The 226-nt window shown below is 73.0% G+C and carries 1 pseudogene; it reads left to right on the top strand.

Features of this window, described 5'->3' with window-relative positions:
* Window positions 1-226: pseudogene (locus tag B2869_RS00430) on the top strand (succinyldiaminopimelate transaminase); the annotation flags it as partial.

Raw genomic sequence — 226 nt, forward strand, 5'->3', positions numbered from 1 at the left:
CGTGACATGCTGCGTCCGGCACTCGAAGCGGCCGGCTTCGCGATCGACGGCAGCGAGGCGGGCCTCTACTTGTGGGCGACGCGCGGGACCGACGCCTGGGACGCCGTCGCGCAGTTCGCGGAACTCGGCATCGTCGTCGGCCCTGGCCACTTCTACGGCGATCGGTCGCCGCAGCACGTGCGGTTGGCGCTGACGGCCCCTGACGCCGATATCGCCGCCGCCGCCG

Origin of the sequence: Microbacterium sp. UBA3486 (assembly GCF_002377845.1) — a bacterium.
GTDB lineage: Bacteria > Actinomycetota > Actinomycetes > Actinomycetales > Microbacteriaceae > Microbacterium > Microbacterium maritypicum_A.